Annotated in this window: 21 protein-coding genes and 1 pseudogene; 14 read left to right on the plus strand and 8 right to left on the minus strand. The window is 72.2% G+C overall.

Annotated elements, in window-relative coordinates; all coding sequences use genetic code 11:
- Positions 1-51: 51 nt before the first annotated feature.
- On the minus strand, positions 52-1,848 hold the full coding sequence (locus tag HZS56_RS08780; protein WP_216720135.1) for an AMP-dependent synthetase/ligase: 1,797 nt from the start codon (positions 1,846-1,848) through the stop codon (positions 52-54).
- A 333-nt stretch (positions 1,849-2,181) separates the two neighbouring features.
- Between HZS56_RS08780 and HZS56_RS08785 the strand changes: the two genes are divergently transcribed.
- The 6 genes from HZS56_RS08785 to HZS56_RS08810 all read left to right on the plus strand — a co-directional run bounded on the left by HZS56_RS08785 (position 2,182) and on the right by HZS56_RS08810 (position 7,445).
- Positions 2,182-2,979 carry a metallophosphoesterase family protein gene (locus tag HZS56_RS08785; RefSeq protein WP_216720136.1) on the plus strand — a complete coding sequence of 266 codons (798 nt, stop codon included), beginning with the start codon at positions 2,182-2,184 and terminating at the stop codon, positions 2,977-2,979.
- A gap of 113 nt (positions 2,980-3,092) precedes the next feature.
- Positions 3,093-3,527, plus strand: coding sequence for an SRPBCC family protein (locus HZS56_RS08790; protein ID WP_216720137.1), 435 nt, complete (start codon positions 3,093-3,095; stop codon positions 3,525-3,527).
- A 253-nt stretch (positions 3,528-3,780) separates the two neighbouring features.
- Positions 3,781-4,953, plus strand: coding sequence for an ArsA family ATPase (locus HZS56_RS08795; protein WP_216720138.1), 1,173 nt, complete (start codon positions 3,781-3,783; stop codon positions 4,951-4,953).
- A 57-nt stretch (positions 4,954-5,010) separates the two neighbouring features.
- Entirely contained in the window at positions 5,011-5,583 is a 573-nt protein-coding gene (locus HZS56_RS08800; protein ID WP_216720139.1) for a DUF5304 domain-containing protein, read from the plus strand.
- 54 nt (positions 5,584-5,637) lie between these two features.
- Positions 5,638-6,591 (plus strand): ROK family glucokinase, encoded by a 954-nt coding sequence (locus HZS56_RS08805; RefSeq protein WP_216720140.1) that lies wholly within the window; start codon positions 5,638-5,640, stop codon positions 6,589-6,591.
- A gap of 89 nt (positions 6,592-6,680) precedes the next feature.
- Positions 6,681-7,445, plus strand: a complete 765-nt coding sequence (locus tag HZS56_RS08810; RefSeq protein WP_216720141.1) for an endonuclease/exonuclease/phosphatase family protein — start codon at positions 6,681-6,683, stop codon at positions 7,443-7,445.
- Positions 7,446-7,758: 313 nt separating this feature from the next.
- On the opposite strand, the gene HZS56_RS08815 is transcribed toward HZS56_RS08810, so the two are convergent.
- Together HZS56_RS08815 and HZS56_RS08820 are read right to left on the minus strand one after the other, a co-directional pair.
- Positions 7,759-8,430, minus strand: a complete 672-nt coding sequence (locus HZS56_RS08815; protein ID WP_216720142.1) for a hypothetical protein — start codon at positions 8,428-8,430, stop codon at positions 7,759-7,761.
- Complete coding sequence (locus tag HZS56_RS08820) at positions 8,423-9,226, minus strand: alpha/beta hydrolase (RefSeq protein WP_216720143.1); 804 nt, start codon at positions 9,224-9,226, stop codon at positions 8,423-8,425. The genes HZS56_RS08815 and HZS56_RS08820 overlap by 8 nt, the downstream gene beginning before the upstream one ends.
- 231 nt (positions 9,227-9,457) lie before the next feature.
- Between HZS56_RS08820 and HZS56_RS08825 the strand changes: the two genes are divergently transcribed.
- From HZS56_RS08825 to HZS56_RS08845, 5 genes and pseudogenes are all read left to right on the plus strand, one after another.
- Complete coding sequence (locus tag HZS56_RS08825) at positions 9,458-10,219, plus strand: lysophospholipid acyltransferase family protein (RefSeq protein WP_216720144.1); 762 nt, start codon at positions 9,458-9,460, stop codon at positions 10,217-10,219.
- A gap of 42 nt (positions 10,220-10,261) precedes the next feature.
- Positions 10,262-11,521, plus strand: coding sequence for a MacS family sensor histidine kinase (gene macS / locus HZS56_RS08830; RefSeq protein WP_216720145.1), 1,260 nt, complete (start codon positions 10,262-10,264; stop codon positions 11,519-11,521).
- 70 nt (positions 11,522-11,591) lie between these two features.
- On the plus strand, positions 11,592-12,239 hold the full coding sequence (locus HZS56_RS08835; RefSeq protein WP_216720207.1) for a response regulator: 648 nt from the start codon (positions 11,592-11,594) through the stop codon (positions 12,237-12,239).
- A gap of 51 nt (positions 12,240-12,290) precedes the next feature.
- A pseudogene (locus HZS56_RS08840) lies at positions 12,291-13,351 on the plus strand (6-phosphofructokinase).
- Positions 13,352-13,459: 108 nt separating this feature from the next.
- Positions 13,460-14,551 carry a 2-hydroxyacid dehydrogenase gene (locus HZS56_RS08845; protein WP_216720208.1) on the plus strand — a complete coding sequence of 364 codons (1,092 nt, stop codon included), beginning with the start codon at positions 13,460-13,462 and terminating at the stop codon, positions 14,549-14,551.
- On the opposite strand, the gene HZS56_RS08850 is transcribed toward HZS56_RS08845, so the two are convergent.
- Together HZS56_RS08850 and HZS56_RS39045 are read right to left on the minus strand one after the other, a co-directional pair.
- The gene (locus HZS56_RS08850; protein ID WP_216720146.1) at positions 14,503-16,404 is read right to left on the minus strand and encodes an anthranilate synthase family protein; all 1,902 of its coding nucleotides are present in this window, start codon (positions 16,402-16,404) and stop codon (positions 14,503-14,505) included. The genes HZS56_RS08845 and HZS56_RS08850 overlap by 49 nt on opposite strands.
- Positions 16,405-16,505: 101 nt before the next feature.
- Positions 16,506-16,562: a trp operon leader peptide gene (locus tag HZS56_RS39045; RefSeq protein WP_079033853.1), complete on the minus strand. Its 57-nt coding sequence runs from the start codon at positions 16,560-16,562 to the stop codon at positions 16,506-16,508.
- A 195-nt stretch (positions 16,563-16,757) separates the two neighbouring features.
- On the opposite strand from HZS56_RS39045, the gene HZS56_RS08860 reads away from it, so the two are divergent.
- Both HZS56_RS08860 and HZS56_RS08865 read left to right on the plus strand, forming a co-directional pair.
- Positions 16,758-18,113 (plus strand): class II 3-deoxy-7-phosphoheptulonate synthase, encoded by a 1,356-nt coding sequence (locus HZS56_RS08860; protein WP_216720147.1) that lies wholly within the window; start codon positions 16,758-16,760, stop codon positions 18,111-18,113.
- 193 nt (positions 18,114-18,306) lie between these two features.
- Positions 18,307-18,540: a (2Fe-2S)-binding protein gene (locus tag HZS56_RS08865; RefSeq protein ID WP_216720148.1), complete on the plus strand. Its 234-nt coding sequence runs from the start codon at positions 18,307-18,309 to the stop codon at positions 18,538-18,540.
- Between the two features lie 18 nt (positions 18,541-18,558).
- On the opposite strand, the gene bfr is transcribed toward HZS56_RS08865, so the two are convergent.
- Positions 18,559-19,062, minus strand: a complete 504-nt coding sequence (bfr, locus tag HZS56_RS08870; protein WP_216720149.1) for a bacterioferritin — start codon at positions 19,060-19,062, stop codon at positions 18,559-18,561.
- Between the two features lie 221 nt (positions 19,063-19,283).
- On the opposite strand from bfr, the gene HZS56_RS08875 reads away from it, so the two are divergent.
- Positions 19,284-19,931, plus strand: coding sequence for a sulfite oxidase-like oxidoreductase (locus tag HZS56_RS08875; RefSeq protein WP_216720150.1), 648 nt, complete (start codon positions 19,284-19,286; stop codon positions 19,929-19,931).
- 22 nt (positions 19,932-19,953) lie between these two features.
- On the opposite strand, the gene HZS56_RS08880 is transcribed toward HZS56_RS08875, so the two are convergent.
- Positions 19,954-20,850, minus strand: coding sequence for a deoxyribonuclease IV (locus HZS56_RS08880; RefSeq protein WP_216720151.1), 897 nt, complete (start codon positions 20,848-20,850; stop codon positions 19,954-19,956).
- Between the two features lie 139 nt (positions 20,851-20,989).
- Positions 20,990-22,939: a Stk1 family PASTA domain-containing Ser/Thr kinase gene (gene pknB / locus HZS56_RS08885; protein WP_216720152.1), complete on the minus strand. Its 1,950-nt coding sequence runs from the start codon at positions 22,937-22,939 to the stop codon at positions 20,990-20,992.
- Positions 22,940-23,081 lie beyond the last annotated feature (142 nt).

A 23,081-nucleotide genomic window follows, 5' to 3' on the forward strand; every position in this document is an offset into this window, starting at 1 on the left:
TGAAGGCACCCCCGCCTAGGCCCCGTGGACCCCGTAGGCGTCCCTACTCGGCTACTTGGCGTAGATCGCCTCGATCTCGTCCGCGTAGTCCTTCGCGACCACGTTCCGCTTCAGCTTCAGTGACGGAGTCAAGTGCCCCGACTCCTCCGTGAACTGGGCCCCCAGCACCCGGAACTTCCGCACGGACTCCGCCTTCGACACCGCCGCGTTCCCGTCGTCGACCGCGCCCTGAACCGCCGCGAGCAGATCCGGGTCCTCCCGCAGTGCCGCCGCCGTCGAACCGGCCGGTTTCCCGTGCTCCGCGCACCACCGGTCCAGGAACTCCTCGTCCAGGGTGACCAGCGCGCCCACGAAGGGCCGGCCGTCGCCGACCACCATGCACTCCGCGACCAGCGCGTGCGCGCGGATGCGGTCCTCCATGACGGCCGGGGCGACGTTCTTGCCGCCCGCGGTGACGATGATCTCCTTCTTGCGGCCGGTGATCCGCAGATAGCCGTCCTCGTCCAGCGTCCCGATGTCACCGGTGTGGAACCAGCCGTCGGCCAGCGCCTCGGCGGTCGCGCCCGGGTTGTTCCAGTACTCCTTGAACAGGTGCTCGCCGTGCAGCAGCACCTCCCCGTCGTCCGCGATGCGCACCACGGAGCCGGGCAGCGGCTGGCCCACCGTGCCGATCTTCTGCCGGTCCCAGGGGTTGAAGGCGGTGGCCGCGCAGGACTCGGTCAGGCCGTAGCCCTCCAGGACCGTGAAGCCGATGCCGCGGAAGAAGTGGCCGAGCCGCTCGCCCAGCGGAGCGCCGCCCGAGATGGCGTACTCGCCGCGACCGCCGAGGACCGTGCGGAGCTTGCCGTAGACGAGCCGGTCGAACACCTTGTGCTTGACCTTCAGACCGAGCGACGGGCCCGATGGAGTGTCCAGGGCCTTGCTGTACGCGATCGCCGTGTCGGCGGCCTTGTCGAAGATCCTGCCCTTGCCGTCGGCCTGCGCCTTGGCGCGCGCCGAGTTGTAGACCTTCTCGAAGACCCGCGGCACCCCGAGGATCAGCGTGGGACGGAAGGCGGCCAGCTCGTCGGTGAGGTTCTTGATGTCGGGGACGTTGCCCAGTTTGATCGGCGCGATCATCGGCGCGACCTGGACGAGGCGCCCGAAGACGTGGGCGAGCGGGAGGAAGAGGAGGACCGAGCACTCACCGGTGCGGAAGAGCGGACGCAGCCGCTCGACGACGTTGCCGCACTCGGCGAAGAAGCTGCGGTGGGTGAGGACGCAGCCCTTGGGGCGGCCGGTGGTGCCGGAGGTGTAGACGATGGTCGCGGGATCGTCGGCCTTCGCGATCGAACCCCGTTCCTCGACGGCCCGGTCGGTGACGTCCTTGCCCAGGCGTCCCAGCTCCTCCACCGCCCCGGCGTCGATCTGCCAGACGTGCTTGAGGGCGGGCAGCTGCTCGCGCACCGACTCGACGGCGGCGGCGTGCCCGGCCGACTCCACGACGCACGCCGTGGCACCCGAGTCGCTGAGGATCCACTGCACCTGCTCGGACGAGCTGGTCTCGTACACCGGCACCGTGACCGCTCCGGCGCTCCAGATCGCGAAGTCCAGCAGCGTCCACTCGTAGCGGGTGCGGGACATCAGGCCGACCCGGTCGCCCGGCTGGACACCGGAGGCGATCAGGCCCTTGGCGGCGGAGTGGACCTCGGCGAGAAAGGTCCGCGCGGTCACGTCCTGCCAGGCACCTCCCACCTTGCGGGCGATGACGGCGACGTCGGGATGCTGCGCGGCGTTTCTGCGGACGATGTCGGTCAGGTTTCCGTCCGTGGGGACCTCGTACAAGGCCGGAAGGCTGAACTCGCGCAAGACTGCTGCTCCTCATAGGGCGCCGGCGCCACGACACTGTGTGATGCGACGGTGCGGTCCAAGGCTCGGGCAAGGTGCTCCGGAGGCCACATGCTGGTCACGCGCTGAACCGCACGACGATTCACATGTTGAAATCCTGAGCACGACTGGACTGCCCGGACGTTACCCGTCGGTATGCCTCCTCCGACAGGGGGTCCCCGCGAGATGTTCGCCGCGTCACACGGATGCTGTTTCCTTGGCGCACAGTAGTCGACGGATCATCCGACCAGCCAGTAACCGCAGGTCCGGCCGCCACTGTTCACAACTGGCGCGCGCTGCTTACGCTTGATCGCCATGGCACCCACACCGGCTCACGACACGAGCACGCGCGTCCATGTGGTCAGCGACGTCCACGGCAACGCCCGCGACCTGGCCAGGGCCGGCGAGGGCGCCGACGCCCTGGTCTGCCTCGGGGACCTGATCCTCTTCCTCGACTACGCCGACCACTCGCGCGGCATCTTCCCCGACCTGTTCGGCGTCGAGAACGCCGACCGGCTGGTCGAGCTGCGCACCGCCCGCCGTTTCGACGAGGCACGAGAGCTGGGGTCACGGCTGTGGGCCGGTGTCGACGGGGACAGGACACAGCTGATCGAGGGGGCGGTACGCAGGCAGTACGCCGAACTGTTCGCCGCCTTCCCCACCCCCACCTACGCGACCTACGGCAATGTCGACATGCCGCCTCTGTGGCCGGAGTACGCCGGACCCGGCACGACCGTCCTGGACGGGGAGCGGGTGGAGATCGGCGGCCGTGTCTTCGGCTTCGTCGGCGGCGGGCTGCGGACGCCGATGCGCACGCCGTACGAGATCGGCGACGAGGAGTACGCCGCGAAGATCGAGGCCGTCGGCGAGGTGGACGTGCTGTGCACGCACATCCCGCCGCAGGTGCCGGAGCTGGTCTACGACACGGTGGCGCGGCGCTTCGAGCGGGGCAGCAGGGCGCTGCTCGACGCGATCCGGCGCACCCGGCCCCGGTACGCGCTGTTCGGGCACGTGCACCAGCCGCTGGCCCGGCGGATGCGCGTCGGCGCGACCGAGTGCGTGAACGTGGGCCACTTCGCCTCGACCGGCCGGCCGTGGGTCATGGAGTGGTGACCGCGCAGGGCCGGGCCCGCACCGGCGGGCGGTGACGTTCGCCGGGCCCGTGCGCGGTAGCCTTCACGCGGCACGCACACCAAGTACCGGCCGCATCCGGAGGAGCCACGGCGATGGCGGAACACACCAGCTCGAGCATCACGATCGACGCGGCACCGGCCGACGTGATGGAGGTGATCGCCGACTTCGCCCGCTACCCGGACTGGACCGGTGAGGTGAAGGAGGCCGAGGTCCTCGCCTCCGACGCCGAGGGCCGTGCCGAGCAGGTCCGGCTCGTCATGGACGCCGGGGCGATCAAGGACGACCAGACGCTGGCCTACACCTGGACCGGCGAGCACGAGGTCTCCTGGACCCTGGTGAAGTCCCAGATGCTGCGCTCCCTCGACGGCTCCTACCTCCTGCGCCCCGAGGGCAAGGGCACGGAGGTCACCTACCGTCTCACGGTCGACGTCAAGATCCCCATGCTCGGCATGATCAAGCGCAAGGCGGAGAAGGTCATCATCGACAGGGCCCTGGCAGGCCTCAAAAAGCGAGTAGAAACCAAGTAACAGCCCCTCGCCCCCAGCTGCGAGCAGTCGCCCCCCTAGCTGCGGGCAATCGTGCCGCTGGGGCGGCACGGGTGGGCGCTGGGGGCACCCCCTCTGGGGGAGGCACCCCGTAAGCGCCGGGTTGCGCGCCCCCCCGGCCAGCACGCACGCCGGGCACTCCGTCAGCCCAGGGCACCCCCGCCGGGCACGACAGGCGCGGGCACCCCCGCCGGGCACGACAGGCGCCGCCCAGGCCCAGGTACCGTTCACCCCCATGCGCACCCTCCTGCTCACGGGCCCAGGCGGCACCGGCCGTACCACCCTCGCCGCCGCCACCGCGCTCACCGCGGCCCGCCAGGGCACCCGCACCCTCCTCCTCGGCACCGACCGCGACGACACGCTCGGCGCCGCACTCGGCGTGCGCACCGGCCCGGCACCCACCCGCGTCGAACCCCGCCTCACCGTCTGGCGGCCGGACCCCGCCCAGGGCTTCCGGGACGGCCTCGCCGCCCTCCAGGACCGCGCTGCCTCCGCCCTCGACCTCCTCGGTGCCGCCCGCCTCGACCCCGAGGAGCTGACCCCGCTGCCCGGCGCCGACGACCTGGCCCTCCTGCGTGCCCTGCGCGAGGCCGCGCTCGCCGAGGCGCACGACCTCCTCGTCGTCGACCTCCCGCCCGCGCCGCGCGCCCTCGCCCTGCTCGCCGCACCGGAGGAGCTGCGCCGCTGCCTGCGCCGCCTGCTCCCGCCCGAACGGCAGGCGGCCCGCGCCCTGCGCCCCGTCCTCGGCCGGCTCGCGGGCGTCCCGCTGCCCACCGAGGCGCTGTACGAGACCGCCGCCCGCTGGGAGCTGGAGCTGGCCGCCACCGAGGCCGTCCTCGCCGACCGGAACACCGTCGTACGGCTGGTCGCCGAGCCCGGCCCGGCCGGCGCCGACGCCGTCAGGACCGCCACCCTCGGCCTCGCCCTGCGCGGCCTGCGCACCGACCTGCTGGTCGCCAACCGCGTCCTGCCCGAGGACGTCCCGGCGGACAGCTGGCTCGGCGGACCGCTGGCCCAGCAGCGCAAGACGCTGGCGGAGTGGCACGGCACCCATGACGTACGCACCGTCCCCCACCTGGGACACGACCCGCGCGGCACCGACGACCTCGCCGCCCTCGGCGCACCGGGCGCGGGCGCCGGTGCCGCCCCGGTCGAGTGGCCCGTCACCGACCGGCTGGCCGAGGACGGCGTACTGGTCTGGCGCATCCCGCTGCCCGGCGCCGTCCGCGAGGAACTCGACCTGGTCCGCCGCGGTGACGAACTGGTCGTCGCCGCCGGTCCGTTCCGCCGTACCGTCCCGCTGCCCTCCGCGCTGCGCCGCTGCACCGTCGACGGGGCCGCGCTCCGCGAGGACACGCTCACCGTCCGGTTCACGCCGGACCCGGGGCTGTGGCCGCGCGGACACTGAACCGAGCGCGGCCGTTCGGGTAACGTCGTAGGGACGAACCGTAGTCAGGAGTCCGTCATGAGCGAAGAGCTCCCTCCGCCCGAGGCCCCCCGCCCCGATGAGGCCGACACGGTCGACCGGGCCCGCGGGGGCGACACGGTCGACGAGCCGCGAGCGACCGACGCCGACGCCTGGGCCACGGCGTGCGCCGAGGACCTGGAGGCCGAGAAGGCCCGCCGCCGGGCCGAGTACGGACCACCGCCCGGCTCCGCCGCCGAAGAGCTGCGCCGGCTCTTCGACACCGTCGCCGACAAGCTGTCCGGTCTCCAGTCCCCGCTGCTCGGCCAGGTCGCCGGACCGGCCGCCCAGCAGGTGGTCCGGCAGGTCGTCCAGCAGGCGAAGGCCGCGGTCGAACCGGTCGTCGAGCGCAACCCCGACGTCTTCGACCACCTCGCGGCCGCCGGCGGTGAACTGCTCGCCGCCTACCGCTCCGCCGTCCAGAACCAGGAGCGCCGCTGGACCGCCGGGGACACCGCGGCGAAGGACTCGCGCGACCCTCGTGACACCCGTGACCTGGACGAACGCGACCACGACGGCCGCGACGAGGGCGACGGGGGCACCGGCCCGGGACAACGCATCGACCTGGACTGAGCCCCGCCTCGGGTACGGTTGCCCTCAGCGGGGCTCGACCGAACTGAGGGATTCATGGGACTCACCATCGGCGTCGACATCGGCGGCACGAAGATCGCGGCCGGCGTGGTCGACGAGGAAGGCAACATCCTCTCGACCCACAAGGTGCCGACCCCCACCACACCCGAGGCCATCGTGGACGCCATCGCCTCCGCGGTCGAGGGCGCACGGGTGGGCCACGAGATCGTCGGTGTGGGCATCGGCGCCGCCGGATACGTCAACCGCCAGCGCTCCACGGTCTACTTCGCACCCAACATCGACTGGCGCCAGGAGCCGCTCAAGGAGAAGGTCGAGGCCCGCGTCGGACTCCCGGTCGTCGTGGAGAACGACGCGAACGCCGCGGCCTGGGGCGAGTACAGGTTCGGCGGCGGCAAGGGACACCGCAACGTCATCTGCATCACCCTCGGCACCGGCCTCGGCGGCGGCATCATCATCGGCAACAAGCTGCGCCGCGGCCACTTCGGCGTGGCCGCCGAGTTCGGCCACATCCGCATGGTGCCGGACGGCCTGCTGTGCGGCTGCGGCTCGCAGGGCTGCTGGGAGCAGTACGCGTCGGGACGGGCGCTGGTGAGGTACGCCAAGCAGCGGGCCAACGCCACCCCCGAGCGCGCCGAGGTGCTCCTCGCCCTCGGCGACGGCACCCCCGAGGGCATCGAGGGCAAGCACATCTCCGTCGCCGCCCGCCAGGGCTGCCCGGTCGCCGTCGACTCCTACCGGGAGCTGGCCCGCTGGGCCGGTGCCGGACTGGCCGACCTGGCCTCGCTCTTCGACCCGTCCGCCTTCATCGTCGGCGGCGGCCTCTCCGACGAGGGCGACCTGGTCCTCGACCCGATCCGCAAGTCCTACAAGCGGTGGCTGGTCGGCGGCAACTGGCGTCCGGTCGCCGACGTGATCGCCGCTCAGCTGGGCAACAAGGCGGGCCTGGTGGGCGCGGCCGACCTGGCCAGGGAACCCGACCCGATCATGTAGCGGCACAGCAGGCCGAGAGGCCCGTTCCCACGACAGAGCCCGTCGAGCCCCCAGCGAGGGACGGCGGGCCTCGTCGTATCTTGATCCGCATGGCAACGTCCTCCCTCCCCGCCCTGCCCAACTCCCGCACCGAACCCGACGGTTCCGCCGTCGTCCGGGTGCTGAGCTACAACATCCGCTCCCTGCGCGACGACACCGCCGCCCTCGCCCGCGTCATCGGCGCCTGCGCCCCCGACCTGGTGCTGCTCCAGGAGGCTCCCCGCCTCTTCCGCTGGCGCAAGAAGATCACCCGGCTCGCCGCCGCGTCCGACCTGGTCCTGCTCTCCGGCGGCGGCACCGCCGCGGGCCCCGCGCTGCTGTGCTCCCTGCGGGCCACCGTGGAGCGCACCGAGGACGTACTGCTCCCGCTCACCCCCGGCCAGCACCGCCGGGGCCTCGCCACCGCCGTGGTCCGGATCGGCGGGGCCCGTCTCGGCGTCCTCAGCACCCACCTGTCGCTGCGGCCGGACGAGCGCTACGAGCAGGCCGGACTGCTCCTCGACCAGCTGGCCGCCCTCGGTGTGCAGCACGCCGTGGCGGGCGGCGACCTCAACGAGCCCCCGGGCGGCCGCACCTTCCGGCGGCTCGGCGACGGGCTGCGGGACTGCTGGACCGCTGCGCCCTGGGGCGGCGAGTACACCTTCCCCGCCACGGCCCCGGACCGCCGCATCGACGCGGTGTTCGTCACCGAGGGCGTCGAGGTGCTGGGCTGCGGGGTGCCGTCGGGACTGCCGGGAGTGGCCGAGGGCGACCTGCGGACGGCCACGGACCACCTCCCGGTCCTGACCGCCCTCCGCGTACCCGCGACCACCTGACCGCGGGTCCCCGCGCCACCGCGCCGCCCGCCCGGGCGGACACCGGACCACCATCCCGGGGCCGTCGCCGCGCCACCGCCCCGCGGCCGCCTCGCTGCCGTCACTGGAGAAGCGGTGCGATCCCCATCCCGGGCTGCCGTCGGAGGACCGTGCGTGCCCTCTGGGCTGCCGTCGGAGAAGTGGTGCGTGCCACCCGGCCCGTCACTGGAGAAACGGTGCGATCCCCCTCCCGGGCCGCCGTCGGAGGACCGTGCGAACCACCCGGGCCGCCGCAGGACGACCTGCGCCCCCCTCCGGGACCGCCGCGCCGCCGCTAGACCACCGCGCCGCGGCCCGGATCGTCGTCGTCCTCGTCGCCCGTCCGCATCCGTACGACCAGGGTGGCGAAGCCGCCGAGGAAGCCGCCGATGCTCAGGGTCGCCAGCCACCACGTCATGTCCCAGCCCAGCACCACCGCCAGCAGGAGCAGCACGGGACCGCCCAGCACGCCCAGCCAGGCGAACTTCGAGGTGGTGTCGCCCTCGGGCAGCGGCGGCGGCTCGGGCGGCACGAAGTGGCCCTCGTCGTCCTCGTCGAAGTCGTCGTCCGACGGCTCGGCCGGCGTGTGGTCACGGGGTCCGACACCCGGCGCGAACGCGACGGAGCCGCCCAGCGGCCGGGCCGGGGACGACCGGTCCGCCGCGGGCTCCTCGTCGTCCGTGCCGTTCACACCGTTCGTGTCAGGGGTGGTGCCGTTCGTCTCGGGCTCCAGGAGTGCCAGGTCCTCGACCGACTTGAACGGCTTCGCGCCGGGCGGATCCGGGGGCTCCTCCCCGTACCCGGCGACGATCGCGGCCCAGGCGGCCTCCTCGTCCACGGGCGTGGCCGGGCCCTCGAGCCGGTCATCGGGACGGTCCCCGGGCCCCGGGTCCGCCGCGCGCTCCCGGCCGCCCTCGCCGTGCTCCCGCTCCTCGCGGTCCTCGCGGTCGGAGTCGTGCTCAGCCACCTGCGGTCGTCCCTTCCTTGCCGAGTCCGGGCTCCGGCTCCCTGACGGATCCGGGTGCGAGCCGGCCGATGAACGCGACGCTCTCCGCGAAGATCCGGTCCGCATCGTGGTCCAACGTCGCCACGTGGTAGCTCTGTTCCAGCAGGATCTCCGTCACGTCCGCCGACGACACCCGGCCGAGGATCCGTGCCGAGTCGGCCGGCGGCACCACGTGGTCCTGCGGGCTGCGCAGCAACAGCAGCGGCTGGGTCACCTGTGGCAGATCGCCGTCGGCGAGACGGAAGAAGGCGCGCAGCGAGTGGGCCGAGTGCAGCGGCACCCTGTCGTACCCCAGCTCCGAGCCGTGCGGCTTGGCGATGTCGCTGGCGATGCCCCGCGTCGCCGGGACCAGATGGCGCAGGACGGGAAGGGCGTGCTGGGCGACGCCGTGCATCCGGTTCGCCGGGTTGACGACCACGACGCCCGTCACGGCGTCGCCGTGCTTCGCGGCGAGCCGCAGTGCCAGGGCGCCGCCCATGGACAGCCCGGCCACGAAGACCCGCGTGCAGTGCTCGCGCAGGGCGCGCAGCTCGCGGTCCACCTCCGCGTACCAGTCCTGCCACCCGGTGACCTGCATGTCCTGCCAGCGCGTGCCGTGCCCGGGCAGCAGCGGCAGCGCGACGCTCAGGCCGCGGGCGGCGAGGTACCGGGCCCAGGGGCGCAGGGACTGCGGGGAACCGGTGAAGCCGTGGCAGAGGAGGACACCGACCTCCCCGCCCTCGTGGCGGAACGGCTCGGCTCCGGGCAGGACCGGCACGTCTCGGTCTCCTGTCGTCAGGGGGCCGGCGGAGCCGGCACGTCGGGTGCGGTGCTCGTGGTCGCCCGAGGACACGCGCGGACAGCGGACAGCGGATACGCGCGGACACTCGCGGTCTTTCACCGTACGCGACCGCAGTGACACCGACCAGGGCCGTCGGGGCCATTGCCCCTTGGCCGGGTTAGGGTCTGAACCTCGGACACGGGAGGCATTCGGTTGTTGTACGGCGCGATGAAGGTCACCGTCGGGGGGTCGCTGAAGCTGGCCTTCCGACCCGGGGTGGAAGGCCTGGAGCACATTCCGGCCGACGGCCCCGCCATTCTGGCGAGCAACCACCTGTCGTTCTCCGACTCGTTCTTCCTGCCGGCCGTCCTCGACCGCAAGGTGACCTTCATCGCCAAGGCCGAGTACTTCAACACCCCGGGGGTCAAGGGCAGGCTGACCGCCGCCTTCTTCAAGGGGGTCGGCCAGCTCCCGGTGGACCGCTCCGGCGCACGCGGGGCGGGGGAGGCGGCGATCAGGAGCGGCATAGAGGTGCTGGAACGCGGCGAACTGTTCGGCATCTATCCCGAGGGCACGCGCTCCCCGGACGGCCGCCTCTACCGGGGCAAGCCCGGGGGCCTCGCACGCGTGGCGCTCGCCACCGGCGCGCCCGTCGTCCCGGTGGCCATGATCGACACCGAGAAGATCCAGCCGCCCGGCCAGGTGGTGCCGAAGCTGATGCGGCCCGGCATCCGCATCGGCAAGCCCCTGGACTTCGCCCGCTACCAGGGCATGGAGCACGACCGGTTCGTGCTCCGCGCGGTGACCGACGAGGTCATGTACGAGATCATGAAGCTCTCCGGCCAGGAGTACGTCGACATGTACGCGACCGCCATGAAGCGGCAGCTCGCGGAGGCGGCGAAGGCCGAGAAGGAGGCGGGCAAGGCCGCCAAGGCAGAGAAGGAAGCGGACAGGGCCGCCAAGGCAGAGAAGGGCCGGACCGGGAGCTAGTCCGCCGTACGGACAGCCACCGGTACCCGGGGAGGGGGGGACATGGCCAGACGCGAGCGAGTCATGAGGATGTCGGTCGAGCAGCCGCTGTGGCGGGCGCTCGCCGGTTACCGCGTGCTCACCATGCTGTACGCGATCGGCTTCTTCGCCACCGCATGGTCCGGTTTCGAACGCCCCTGGCTCGCCGTCGCCTACTACGCCGTCCTCTTCGTCTGGACCCTTGCCACCCTCCCCAAGGTCGCCAACGCCGCGAGCTGCACCAAGCGCTTCCTCACCGCGGACCTCACCGTCGCGCTGACCGGCGTCATGCTCACGCCCTTCGCCGACGCCCATGAACGCGTCATGGACGGCGGCCCGACGCTGCCGTCGATATGGACCGCGGGTTCCGTGCTGGCGTTCGCCATCAAGGGCGGCTGGCGCTGGGCGGCCGTGGCCTCCACCCTCGTCGCCGTCGCCAACCTGGTCGAGCGCGGCAGCCCGGCCCGCGACACCGTCCACAACGTCGTCCTCGTCTGGGTCGCCTCCATCGCCATCGGCTACGTCGTCGAGGTCGCCCGCGCCTCCGAGCGCACCCTCGCCCGCGCCCTGGAGATCGAGGCCGCCACCAGGGAACGGGAACGGCTCGCCCGGGACATCCACGACAGCGTCCTCCAGGTGCTGGCGATGGTGCAGCGCCGCGGCGCCGTCATCGGCGGCGAGGCAGCCGAGCTGGGCCGGCTCGCCGGCGAGCAGGAGGTGGCGCTGCGCACCCTGGTCTCCGACGGCCTCGTGCCCGTGTCCCGGGTGTCGGAGGACGCCGCCGAGGGTGCCCTTGTCCGCGCGGTGGACGTACCGGACGGACCGGGGGGCGAGGACCCGGGCGGCCCCGTCGACCTGCGGGCCCTGCTCGCCCCGTACGCCGGATCCCTCGTGAACCTCGCCGAGCCGGGCGCCCCCGTCGAGCTGGACCCGGCCGCCGCACGGGAACTGGCCGCGGCCGTCGGGGCGGCCCTGGACAATGTCCGCAGGCACGTCGGGGAGCGGGCACGCGCCTGGATCCTGGTCGAGGACGAGCCCGGCGAGGTGATCGTCACCGTCCGGGACGAGGGCCCGGGCATCCCCGAGGGGCGGCTCGCCGAGGCCGAGGGCGAGGGACGGCTGGGCGTGGCCCTGTCGATCCGGGGCCGGCTGCGCGACCTGGGCGGCACCGCCGAGCTGATCTCGGTGCCCGGCCAGGGCACGGAGGTCGAACTGAGGGCACCGAAGGAAACCGGCGGCGCCGCCGCCCGGGGGAGGGCAACGCACCATGAACGACACGAGTGAACACACGAGTGAACGACGGGATCCGGTGGAACGGCAGGATCCGGTGGAGCGACAGGCTCCGATCCGGGTCATGGTCGTGGACGACCACCCGATGTGGCGCGACGCCGTCGCCCGGGACCTGGCCGAGTCCGGCTTCGACGTGGTCGCCACCGCCGGCGACGGCGACCAGGCGGTGCGCCGCGCCAGGGCCGTCACGCCCGACGTCCTCGTCCTCGACCTCAACCTCCCCGGCAAGCCCGGCGTCCAGGTCTGCAAGGAGGTCGTCGGCGCCGACCCGAAGCTGCGGGTGCTGGTGCTCTCGGCGAGCGGGGAGCACGCCGACGTCCTGGAGGCGGTGAAGTCCGGCGCGACCGGCTACCTGCTGAAGTCGGCGTCCACCGAGGAACTGCGGGACGCGGTCCGCCGCACCGCCCTCGGCGACCCGGTCTTCACACCGGGGCTCGCGGGCCTGGTCCTCGGCGAGTACCGCCGCCTCGCCTCCGAACCCGCCCCCGCCGCGGGCGCCGACGAGCCGGGGGCGCCCCGGCTCACCGACCGGGAGACCGAGGTGCTGCGCCTGGTCGCCAAGGGCCTGAGCTACAAGCAGATCGCCGAGCGCCTGGTCATCTCCCACCGCACCGTGCAGAACCACGTCCAGAACACCCTCGGCAAGCTCCAGCTGCACAACCGGGTGGAACTCGTGCGGTACGCCATCGAAAGAGGTCTGGACGACGCGTGAGCCCCGCGGGACAGTGGCCCCAACCAGCCACTGTGACAAAGGGGTTGTGCGATGAAGGTCGGAGTACTGACCGGAGGCGGTGACTGCCCCGGGCTCAACGCCGTCATCCGGGCCGTCGTCCGCAAGGGTGTACAGGAGTACGGCTACGACTTCACCGGCTTCCGGGACGGCTGGCGCGGTCCCCTGGAAGGCGACACCGTCCCGCTCGACATCCCGGCCGTCCGCGGCATCCTGCCCCGCGGCGGCACCGTCCTCGGCTCCTCGCGCACCAATCCGCTCCAGCAGGAGGACGGCATACGGCGCATCAAGGACAACCTCGCCGCCCTCGGTGTCGAGGCGCTCATCACCATCGGCGGCGAGGACACCCTCGGCGTCGCCACCCGCCTCACCGACGAGTACGGCGTGCCCTGCGTCGGCGTCCCCAAGACCATAGACAACGACCTGTCCGCCACCGACTACACCTTCGGCTTCGACACCGCAGTCGGCATCGCCACGGAGGCCATCGACCGGCTGCACACCACCGCCGAGTCGCACATGCGCGTCCTGGTCGTCGAGGTCATGGGCCGGCACGCCGGCTGGATAGCCCTGCACTCGGGCCTGGCCGGCGGCGCCAACGCCATCCTCATCCCCGAGCAGCCCTTCGACGTCGAACAGGTGTGCGCCTGGGTGGCCTCCAGGTTCCGGGCGTCGTACGCCCCGATCGTGGTCGTCGCCGAGGGGGCGGTGCCGCGCGACGGCGACATGGTGCTCAAGGACGAGTCGCTGGACTCCTACGGGCACGTCCGGCTGTCCGGGGTCGGCGAGTGGCTGGCCAAGCAGATCGAGAAACGCACCGGCAACGAGGCCCGCACCACCGTCCTCGGACACGTCCAGCGCGGCGGCACCCCCAGCGCCTTCGACCGCTGGCTCGCCACCCTCCCCCACTGCCTTGACGGCGTGGGGGGACCCCCACCGGCCTGCACGCCGTCGACTGCGTGCGCGACGGGGACTTCGGCACGATGGTCGCCCTGCGTGGCACGGACATCGTCCGCGTCCCGATGGCCGACGCCACAGCCCGGCTGAAGACGGTCGACCCCGCGCTGTACGAGGAGGTCGGAGTGTTCTTCGGCTGACGCCCGGCGGACGGCCGCCGACCGGCGACGGTGGGCTCCGGGCCGTATATTCGGCCATTGAGCCCGGAGCCCACCGGAACGGGCACGGGAACGGCACCGGGAGCGGGCATGGAGATCCTGGCCTTCGGCGTCCAGGCCGACGAGCAGCCCCTGATCGAGCAGGCCTTCCAGCAGATCCTCCAGCAGGCCTCGGACGGCTCCCGGGCCTCGGACGGCTCCCGGGCCCCTCACGGCCACCGGCCCTCCCACGATGACCACCCCTCCCACGGTCACGACGCGATCCGCTGCCTCGACGTCTTCCTCAACGAGGACACCGCCCCCATCGCCGCGGGCCACGAGATCGTCTCCACCTCGGTCAACGCCGACCTCGGCGCGGCGGTCCTGGAGATCCTCGCGGCCGGCGGCACCCGGATGGTGGCCCAGCGCTCCACCGGCTTCAACAACATCGACCTCGGGACGGCCGAGCGGCTCGGCATGACCGTCGCGCGGGTGTCGTCCTACTCGCCGTACTCGGTGGCCGAGTTCGCCTGGGCCCTCGCCCTGGCCGTCAACCGCCGGATCGTGCGCGCCTCCCACCGCACCCGCGACTTCGACTTCCGGCTCCATGGCCTGATGGGCCGCGACCTGCACGGCCGCACCGCCGGCATCCTGGGCACGGGCAGGATCGGCGAGGCCTTCGCCCGGATCGCCCACGGCTTCGGCATGCGGCTGCTCGGCTGGGACGTCGCCGAGAACCCGGCCTGCGCGGAACTCGGCATGCGCTACGTCCCGAAAGACGAGCTGCTCGCCCGGTCCGACCTGATCACCCTGCACGTCCCGCTGATGGCCGAGACCCGGCACCTGATCGACGCGGCCGCCCTGAAGTCGATGCGGGACGACGCCATCCTGGTCAACTCCAGCCGCGGCGGCCTGATCGACACCGCCGCGCTCGTCGGCGAACTGCGCGCCGGCCGCTTCACCGGCGTCGGCCTGGACGTCTACGAGGCGGAGGCGGGCCTGTTCTTCCTCGACAAGTCCCTCGAACCCGTCGAGGACGACACCCTGGCCCGCCTCGTGACCTTCCCGAACGTCCTGGTCACCTCGCACCAGGCGTACTACACCGAGGACGCCGTCGGCCAGATCGTCGACGCCACGGCCCGCAACGTCCTCGACTACCGCGAGGGCCGCCGCTCGCAGAACGTGCTGGTGCCGCGCGGCTGACCGGCCAGCTCCCGTACGATCCCGACGCCGTTCAGCGTCAGCACGGACTCGGGGTGGAACTGGACCCCCGCGAAGCCCCCGCCCCGCAGCGCGTGCACCTCGCCGTCCGCCGAGCGGCTCACCTCGATGCCGTGCGCGGCCAGCTCGGCGGCCGTCTCGTCGTCGCACCGCGCGGTGAAGCTGCTGTAGAAGCCGACCGTCTCGCCCCGCCCGAACAGGTCGATCTCCGTCTGCGCCCCCTGGTACGGCACCGCCTTGCGGACCAGGTCGAGCCCCAGTTCCGCCGCGATCAGCTCGTGCCCGAGGCAGACCCCGAGGACGCCGTGCCGGTGCTCCCGGAGCAGATCGGCGGTCAGGGTGCGCAGGAAGCGCATCCTGGGGTCGGCCGTGTCGAGGGGGTCCCCGGGGCCGGGGCCCAGCACCACCGGCCCCTCGTGGGCGAGCACCGCCTCGCGCAGCCCCGGCTCGTCGTGGCGCCGTACGCTCACCGTGAGCCCCGAGGAACGCAGCAGGTGCGCGAGCATCGCCGTGAAGGTGTCCTCCGCGTCCACCACCAGGGCCTGCCCGGTGAGCGCGTCGGACGGCTCCTGCATCCGCAGCCAGAACGGGGCGAGCGAGGCACGGCGCCCGTCCAGCGCGGCCCGCACCCGGGGGTCGTCGGCCAGCCCCGGCCGTCCGGCCTCCGCCCGCGGCCGGGACGGGCGTACGCCGAGCGCCGCCAGCACCCCGGCCGCCTTGGCGTGGGTCTCCGCGACCTCGCCCGCCGGGTCCGAGCCGCGCACCAGCGTGGCGCCGACCGGCACCCGCAGCCGCCCCCGCGCGTCGATGTCGGCGGTGCGGATCAGAATCGGGGAGTCCAGGGTCTGGGCGCCTCCGGAGTCCCGGCCGAGCAGCGCCAGCGCGCCCGCGTAGTAGCCGCGGCCCGTGGCCTCGTGCCGCTCGATCACCCGGCAGGCGTTCTGCACCGGCGACCCGGTGACCGTCGCCGCGAACATGGTCTCCCGCAGCACCTCCCGCACGTCCAGCGAGGAACGGCCGCGCAGCTCGTACTCGGTGTGCGCGAGGTGCGCCATCTCCTTCAGCCGCGGCCCGACGACCACCCCGCCCATGTCGCCGACGGTGCACATCATCTTGAGCTCCTCGTCGACCACCATCGACAGCTCCTCGATCTCCTTGCCGTCGGCGAGGAAACCCAGCAGGTCCTCGGGCGTGGGCCCGTCGGCGGGATAGCGGTACGTCCCGCTGATCGGGTTCATCACGACCGTGCCGCCGGACATGCGGACGTGCACCTCCGGGCTGGCGCCCACCAGCGTCCGGTCCCCGGTGTGCACGACGAAGGTCCAGTACGCGCCCCGCTCGCCCACCAGCAGCCGCCGGAACAGCGCCAGCGCGTCGGCGCGTCCGAACCCGTCGATCCGGCCCTCGTACGTCCGCCGGATCACGAAGTTGGCGCCCTCGCCGGCCCCGATCTCCTCGTCCAGGACCCGCCCGACGATGCCCGCGTACTCCTCGTCGCCCACGTCGAAGCCGCCGCCCTCGACCCGGACCCCGTGCGCGGGCAGGTGCGCCAGCACCTCGGCGAGCGGCACGTCGTACCGCTCCTCGGGGACCAGCGCGAGCAGCGGCGTGCCGTCGTCGCGGACGTCGAAGCCGCGCTCGCGGATCTGCCGGAAGGGCGCGAGCGCCAGCCCGTCGTCGGGCAGGTCGGCGAGCGAGCCGTACTCCGCCACCGGGCCGAGCAGCAGTTCCACGGTGTCGTGGTCGCGCCCCGGGGTGCGGCGGCGGAGCAGGGCGAAGGGGCGGGGATCGGCCAGGAGGCCGGAGAGCGGTGTCAGCGGTGGCAGGGATGTCATCGGGGGCGTCCTTCTCGGTTCGTCGGAGAGGAACGGACCCGGCCACACATGCCGAAGGCCGCCCCTCGGGCGGCCTTCGCGAAGTCTTCTCGTACGCGCAGTCAGCGGGCCGCCGGATGAGCGGTCCACCACCAGTTCTGGATCGAGTGCGCGAACATGGCAGGCAGCGTACCCCACCGCCGCCGCTCCCGGAGCCGACGGCTCGTCCCGTCCCCCGGGCCCGTCTCGTCCCCCGGCCCGTCTCGTCTCTCCGGACCTGTCTCGTTTCCCTGGGCCGTCTCGTTGTCTCCGGGCCCGTCTCATTCTCTGGGCGTGGCCATGGGCCCCTGTCCCGACCCCGTAGTCTTGAGCAGGTGACCGTGAACGCTGATTCTCAAAGCGTCGCCGCTCAGGCGACATGGCGAAACCTGCCCGCGGCGCAGCAGCCCGAGTACCCGGATGCCGAGGCTCTGCGCGATGTGATCGCCGAGCTCGAAACGTATCCCCCGCTGGTCTTCGCCGGCGAGTGCGACCAGCTGCGTGCCCGGATGGCGGCCGTCGCCAAGGGAGAGGCGTTCCTGCTCCAGGGCGGCGACTGCGCCGAGTCGTTCGACGGGGTGTCGGCCGAACACATCAGGGCGAAGCTCAAGACGCTGCTGCAGATGGGTGCCGTCCTCACCTACGCCGCGTCCGTGCCCGTGGTGAAGGTCGGCCGGATCGCCGGCCAGTACTCCAAGCCGCGCTCCAAGCCGACCGAGACCCGCGACGGCGTGACCCTGCCGACCTACCGCGGCGACTCGGTCAACGGCTTCGACTTCACCGAGGCGGCCCGCGTCCCGGACCCCGAGCGGCTCAAGCGGATGTACCACGCGTCGGCGTCCACGCTGAACCTGGTGCGCGCCTTCACCACCGGCGGCTACGCCGACCTGCGCCAGGTGCACGCCTGGAACCAGGACTTCGTGAAGTCCTCCCCGTCCGGCCAGCGTTACGAGCAGCTGGCCCGGGAGATCGACAACGCGCTGAACTTCATGCGGGCCTGCGGCACCGACCCGGAGGAGTTCAAGACCGTCGAGTTCTTCTCCTCGCACGAGGCGCTGCTGATGGACTACGAGTCGGCGCTCACCCGCGTCGACTCCCGCACCGGGCAGCTGTACGACGTCTCCGGGCACATGGTGTGGATCGGCGAGCGCACCCGGCAGCTGGACCACGCGCACATCGAGTTCGCCTCGAAGATCCGCAACCCGGTCGGCATCAAGCTCGGCCCGAACACCACGGCCGAGGAGGCGCTGCAGTACATCGAGCGCCTGGACCCCGAGCGCGAGCCCGGCCGGCTGACCTTCATCGTCCGGATGGGCGCGGACAAGATCCGCGACCGGCTCCCCGAGCTGGTGGAGAAGGTCACCGCGTCCGGCGCGACCGTCGCCTGGATCACCGACCCGATGCACGGCAACACCTACGAGGCGGCCTCCGGCCACAAGACCCGCCGTTTCGACGACGTGCTCGACGAGGTCAAGGGCTTCTTCGAGGTGCACAAGGCGCTGGGCACCCACCCGGGCGGCATCCACGTGGAGCTGACCGGTGACGACGTCACCGAGTGCGTGGGCGGCGGCGACGAGATCTTCGTCGACGACCTGCACCAGCGCTACGAGACGGCCTGCGACCCGCGGCTCAACCGCAGCCAGTCGCTCGACCTGGCGTTCCTGGTGGCGGAGATGTACCGGGACCAGTGACGGTCCGCCCCGGCGGGGCACGGATGCGGGGCGTGAAATGGGGCGCGGGTCACATGGGATCCGCGCCCCCTCCACTTTTGCCGGACTTGCGCGATGGGTAAGGTTAGGTTTGCCTCACCGATCAGTCGGATCCTCGGGACCAGCCGGACCCTCCGGTCGTCGGTACGGCACGACCCTGTACCCCGTCCGGGAGGTGAACCGCGTGTTCGTCTGCAGCTGCTTCGGTGTCACCGAGGAACAGGTGAGGAGCCACGCGGACGCCGGTGCGTGCACGCCCCGGCAGATCGCCTCCGCCTGCAAGGCCGGCACCGACTGCGGCGGCTGCGTACGCCGCATCCAGGCGCTGCTCGGCCGTGGCGCGTGCCCCCGCCGGCAGCTGGCCGACCAGGGCGCACCGGTCCTCGCGGAGCTTCCCGAGGCGGCTTGAGGCCCGGCATGCTCGTGTCTAGAGCGATCCCGGTCCCGAGGGGTCCGGCTGGACCTGCTCGATGACCGTCGACAGGTAGAGCGATTCGCCCAGTTTCTCGATCAGGTCGAGCTGGGTCTCCAGGTAGTCGATGTGGTGCTCCTCGTCGGCGAGGATCGCCTCGAAGACGTTGGCCGACGTGATGTCGTGCTTGGCCCGCATCACCTCGATGCCCCGGCGCAGCCGGTCGATGGCCTCGATCTCGATCTCCCGGTCGGCCTGGAACATCTCCGTCACGCTCTGGCCCACCCGCACGTGGAAGAGCCGCTGGTAGTTCGGCAGGCCGTCCAGGAGCAGGATGCGGTCGGTGAGCACCTCGGCGTGGCGCATCTCGTCGAAGGACTCCGCGCGCGTGTACTTCGCGAGCTTGGTCCAGCCCTTGTGGTCCTGCAGCTTCGCGTGCAGGAAGTACTGGTTGATCGCCGTGAGCTCGGCGGTCAGCTGCTCATTCAGGAACTCGATGACCTCGGGGTCGCCCTGCATCGCTTGAGGCTCCTTCGAACGGGAACAGGCGTGTTGCGCGGCATGATTGCACCGGCACCGAAGATCGTCCAGTAAGTGTTGACTTAGTAAGTAAGCACAGGCTTAGTGAAAAATATTGCCGTTTGTCCCGTTTGCTTGGGTTCGCTCGGTTCTACTCTGATTTGCTCGAATGTAAGCGGGGTGGGTCAGGGGCGTCGGTCCGGGTCTGTCAGGATGGAGACATGGGTCAGCCGGTGGGAAACGAATCGGGGGAAGACGGTTCGGAAGGAGCGTCGAGGTTCGAGCTTCCACCGGGTCAGCGGCTTCAGCGCGGCTGGCCCGTCACGCACTACGGACCGGTCCCCAAGTTCCGCCCCGAGCGCTGGGAGTTCCGGGTCTTCGGCGCCACCACCGACGGCGAGAAACACGGCTGGACCCACGACGAGTTCAGCGCCCTGCCGTACACCACGGTCGTCGCCGACCTGCACTGCGTCACGAAGTTCAGCATGCTCGGCGCCGAGTGGGGCGGGGTGCCGGCCGCCACGATCCTCCAGTCGGCACCGCCCGCGCCCGACGTCACCCACGTGATGGTCTGGGCCGAGTACGGCTTCAGCTCCAACCTGCGGCTGTCCGACTTCACCGCCGCGCGCACCCTGTTCGCCACCCACAAGGACGGCGAACTGCTCACCGCCGAGCACGGCTTCCCGCTGCGGCTGATCGTCCCGCACCTGTACGCCTGGAAAGGCCCCAAGTGGGTCCGCGGCATCGAGTACATGACGGCCGACCGGCGCGGATTCTGGGAGGAGCGCGGCTACCACAACATCGGCGACCCGTGGCGCGAGCAGCGCTACTCCTACCAGGAGGAGCCCGGGGACGGCCCCGAGCTGTGACCGTCCGAAGCCGCCCGGCGGGTCAGCCGTCGCGCAGCTTCTTCAGCCGCTCCACGTCCGCCGCGTGCCCCTCCTTGCCGCCGGGCGTCTCGATGACCAGCGGCACGCCCTCGGTCGCCGGGTGCGTCATCAGCGCCCGGAACGGGTCCTCGCCGATGTGACCTGCGCCGATGTTCTCGTGCCTGTCCTTGTGGGCGCCGGCCACGTCCTTGGAGTCGTTGGCGTGGATCAGCCTCAGCCGGCCCTCGCCGACGGTGTCCACCAGCAGGTCGAGGGTCTGGTGCATGCCCGACGGCCCGGTCAGGTCGTGGCCGGCCGCGAAGACGTGACAGGTGTCCAGGCACACGCCCAGCTTCGGATGGGCGTCCAGCGCCTCGAAGTACGGGCCGAAGTCCCAGGTCCGCGAGCACAGTGAGGCGCCCTGCCCGGCGGTCGACTCCAGCAGCAGGTACGGGTCGTCGTCGTGGGTCAGCTCGTCGAGCAGCGGCAGCATGTGCTCCCGCACCTGCTTCAGCGCCACCGACCGCTCCCGTCCGCCGGTCGCGCTGCCGGTGTGCACCACCACGCCGAGTGCCCCGATGTCCCGGCCCCGCCGCAGCGAGTGCCGCAGCGACTCGACCGACCGCTCCACCGTCGCCGCGGTGTGCGAGCCGAAGTTGATCAGGTACGGCGCGTGCACGTACGCCGGGATCGACCCGGCCGCGCAGGCCTGGCGGAAGGCCTCGTCCTGCTTCGGATTACCGGCCGGTGTGGCCCAGCCGCGCGGGTTGGCGACGAAGACCTGCACGGTCTCCGCCGCCAGCTCACGGGCGTAGGACAGCCCCACGGAGTGCAGGCCCCCGGCCACGGGGACGTGGCCGCCGACAGGGTTGCGGGGGCGCGCGGGCGGGCGCGGGGCAGCGGACTGTTGACTCTTCACCCGTTCAGGGTGTCATGTCGCGGCCCCGCGCCCGGCGCCGCGGCCGCCCACCCGACGGCGATGCGGTCGCTCACCCGATCGTGCTGCGGTGGCTCCCCTGCCGGTGACGCGGTGGCTCACCCGATGGTGCTGTGGTGGCTCACCTGATGGTGATCTTGATGGACGATCCCTTGGGGGCGGTCTCCCCGCCCTCCACGGACTGCTCCTTCACGGTGTCGCCGAACAGCCCGAACAGACCCCGGTCCTCGTCCACGTCGAATCCGGCGTCCTGGAGCTTCTGCTTGGCGGCGTCCACGCTGTCGCCGACGACGTCCGGGACCTCGACCATCTCGGGGCCCTTGGACACCGTGAGCGTCACGGTGTCGCCCTCGGCCGCCTTGCTGCCCGACTCCGGCGTCTGCCGGGCGACCTGGCCGCTGTCGTGCTCGGAGTTCACCCGCTCCTCGGCGACCTTCACCTTCAGACCGGCCTCCGTCAGCTCGGTCCTCGCCTCGTCCAGGTCGTCGCCGGTGACGTCCGGGACGTCCACCGGGCGGCCCTTGCTGACGACCAGCGCGACCGCCGAACCGCCGCGCACCGTGGTGTTCGCCGCGGGTTTCGTGGAGACCACGAAACCGGTGGGGACCTCCTCACTGAAGGCCTTCGTCACCATGCCCGGCTGCAGACCCTCGTCCTCCAGCAGAGCGCGGGCCCGGTCCAGCCGGTACCCCTCCAGGTCGGGCAGCTTCACCCGGTTCGGGCCGTCGGACACCGTGAACGAGACGGAGTCGTTCTTGCGGATGCGGCTGCCCACGCCGGGGTCGGTGCTGATGATCCTGCCGCGGTCCACGGTGTCGCTGTGCGCGTGACGCACCTTGCCCACGTCGAGACCGGCCTCGTCCAGCCGGTCCCTGGCCTGTGCCTCCGTCTTGGACAGCAGTGCGGGGACCTTGGTGAACTGGCCGGAGTTGATGTACCAGATTCCCGTGCCGAGGCCCAGGACCAGCAGGACGGCCGCCACGACCACCAGCGGACCGCGCCGCAGCCTCGGCCCGCGGCGCCGGGGCGGCTCGGGCGGGGGAGAGGCGAGCCGGCTGGTGTGCTGGACGCCGTCGGAGCGTCCGCCGTCGCCGGCGACGGCGTCGTCCTCGTTGACCGGCAGGGGGCGCGGTATGGTCAGCGCCCGCGGGATCACACTCGTGCGGTCCTCGGCGTTGTCGTGGTCCGCGGCGAGGGCCTGCGGCGGCACCGCGTCCAGCTGCTCCACGCTCAGCTTCCCGCGCGTCTCACGGGCCCGCGCGAGCAGGGCCACGGCGTCGTGCGGCCGGACCTCGGGGTTGCGGGCCGTGGCGGCGGCGACCAGGTCGTCCAGCTCGTACGCCAGCTCCGGCACGGCGGCCGACGGCGGGGGGACGTCGTCGTGCAGGTGCTTGTAGAGCACCGCCGCGGGCGAGTCCCCCTCGTGCGGCTTGCCGCCGGTCAGCATCTCGTACAGGACGACACCGCAGGCGTAGACGTCGACCCTGGGGTCCGCGGTGCCGTTCTCGATCTGCTCGGGTGCCAGGTAGGAGACGGTGCCCAGGACCGCTCCGGTGGTGCTGGTGACCGTGTCGACGGCCCGTACGAGGCCGAAGTCGGCGACCTTGACCCGGCCGTCGTCCCCGATCAGCACGTTCTCCGGCTTCATGTCGCGGTGCACGAACCCGGCCCGGTGCGCGGCGCCGAGCGCGGCGAGGACCGGCTCCAGGATGTCCAGCGCCGCCCGCGGCTGCAGCGCCCCGCGCTCGCGCAGCACGTCGCGCAGGGTGCAGCCCGCGATGTACTCCATGGCCAGGTAGACGTACGCGCCCTCGGCGCCCTGGTCGAAGACCTGGACGACGTTGGGGTGGTCGAGCCGGGCCACCGACTTGGCCTCGCGGATGAACCGGTCGACGAAGGTCGCGTCGGTCGCGAGCGCCGGGTGCATCACCTTCAGCGCGAGCACGCGGTCCAGGCGGGTGTCCACGGCCCGGTAGACCGTGGCCATCCCGCCGACCGCGATCCGCGCCTCTACGCGGTACCGGCCGTCGAGCACCTGCCCGACCAGAGGGTCCTGAAGGGTCGTGTCCACGCAGGCGAGTCTACGAGCCACCACGGACACCCCGCGCCGCCGAACACCATCGCACCGGTACTGCAGCCCATCTGTGACGTACCCCGCACCCCCCAGCCACCACGACCAGCACCACGCCGCCCCCATCTGCAAGCAGCCTTAC

Source organism: Streptomyces mayonensis, assembly GCF_018982965.1.
GTDB lineage: Bacteria > Actinomycetota > Actinomycetes > Streptomycetales > Streptomycetaceae > Streptomyces > Streptomyces mayonensis.

Excerpts from the sequence above, each read along its gene's own strand:
- HZS56_RS08785 (WP_216720136.1), top strand. The coding sequence starts at position 2,182 with ATGGCACCCACACCGGCTCACGACACGAGCACGCGCGTCCATGTGGTC.
- HZS56_RS08790 (WP_216720137.1), top strand. The coding sequence starts at position 3,093 with ATGGCGGAACACACCAGCTCGAGCATCACGATCGACGCGGCACCGGCC.
- HZS56_RS08795 (WP_216720138.1), top strand. The coding sequence starts at position 3,781 with ATGCGCACCCTCCTGCTCACGGGCCCAGGCGGCACCGGCCGTACCACC.
- HZS56_RS08800 (WP_216720139.1), top strand. The coding sequence starts at position 5,011 with ATGAGCGAAGAGCTCCCTCCGCCCGAGGCCCCCCGCCCCGATGAGGCC.
- HZS56_RS08805 (WP_216720140.1), top strand. The coding sequence starts at position 5,638 with ATGGGACTCACCATCGGCGTCGACATCGGCGGCACGAAGATCGCGGCC.
- HZS56_RS08810 (WP_216720141.1), top strand. The coding sequence starts at position 6,681 with ATGGCAACGTCCTCCCTCCCCGCCCTGCCCAACTCCCGCACCGAACCC.
- HZS56_RS08825 (WP_216720144.1), top strand. The coding sequence starts at position 9,458 with ATGAAGGTCACCGTCGGGGGGTCGCTGAAGCTGGCCTTCCGACCCGGG.
- macS (WP_216720145.1), top strand. The coding sequence starts at position 10,262 with ATGGCCAGACGCGAGCGAGTCATGAGGATGTCGGTCGAGCAGCCGCTG.
- HZS56_RS08835 (WP_216720207.1), top strand. The coding sequence starts at position 11,592 with ATGGTCGTGGACGACCACCCGATGTGGCGCGACGCCGTCGCCCGGGAC.
- HZS56_RS08845 (WP_216720208.1), top strand. The coding sequence starts at position 13,460 with ATGGAGATCCTGGCCTTCGGCGTCCAGGCCGACGAGCAGCCCCTGATC.
- HZS56_RS08850 (WP_216720146.1), bottom strand. The coding sequence starts at position 16,404 with ATGACATCCCTGCCACCGCTGACACCGCTCTCCGGCCTCCTGGCCGAT.
- bfr (WP_216720149.1), bottom strand. The coding sequence starts at position 19,062 with ATGCAGGGCGACCCCGAGGTCATCGAGTTCCTGAATGAGCAGCTGACC.
- HZS56_RS08875 (WP_216720150.1), top strand. The coding sequence starts at position 19,284 with ATGGGTCAGCCGGTGGGAAACGAATCGGGGGAAGACGGTTCGGAAGGA.